Source organism: Paenarthrobacter sp. AB444, from assembly GCF_028736865.1.
Classification (GTDB): Bacteria; Actinomycetota; Actinomycetes; order Actinomycetales; family Micrococcaceae; genus Arthrobacter; species Arthrobacter nicotinovorans_B.
Window position 1 is genome coordinate 1 of sequence record NZ_JAQZBY010000031.1, and the last position, 790, is coordinate 790.

Annotated in this window: 1 pseudogene; it reads right to left on the reverse strand. The window is 62.5% G+C overall.

Annotated features, from left to right (window positions below):
* Positions 1-790: pseudogene (locus PQ627_RS19885) on the reverse strand (pyruvate dehydrogenase (acetyl-transferring), homodimeric type); the annotation flags it as partial.

Here is a 790-nt window from a genome sequence, read left to right on the forward strand (position 1 = left end):
TTGAGGCCCCAGATCTGCTCGTCGGTCAGGTCCGCGACCATGTCTTTGGTCTGCGGGGACTTGCCGAAGAAGTGTTCGCGGACGAACCCGCCGGATTCGGCCTTGTAGGTCTGGTAGTCACCATCGGGGGTTTCGTTCATGATTTTCACCAACGCCCCGTCCTGGTCCGCTTCGAGCAGCGAGTCCCATTCCCGGCCCCAGACGACCTTGATCACGTTCCAGCCCGCGCCGCGGAAGAACGCTTCGAGTTCCTGCATGATCTTGCCGTTGCCGCGCACCGGGCCGTCCAGGCGCTGGAGGTTGCAGTTGATCACGAAGTTCAGGTTGTCCAGGTTCTCGTTCGCGGCGAGCTGGAGCAGGCCACGGGATTCGGGCTCGTCCATTTCCCCGTCACCGAGGAACGCCCAGACCTGCTGGTCACTGGTGTCCTTGATGCCACGGTTGTGCAGGTACCGGTTGGACTGGGCCTGGTAGATCGCGTTCATCGGGCCGATACCCATCGACACGGTCGGGAACTCCCAGAACCCCGGCATCAACCTGGGGTGCGGGTACGAGGACAGGGCATGGCCTTCCTTGGACTTCTCCTGCCGGAACCCGTCCAGGTCCTCCTCCGACAAACGCCCTTCCATGAACGCCCGGGCGTACATGCCCGGAGACGCGTGGCCCTGGAAGAACACCTGGTCCCCGCCCGAAGGGTGGTCCTTGCCGCGGAAGAAATGATTGAAACCAACCTCGTACAGGGTCGCGGCACCGGCATAGGTGGAAATATGCCCACCGACACCAATATCGG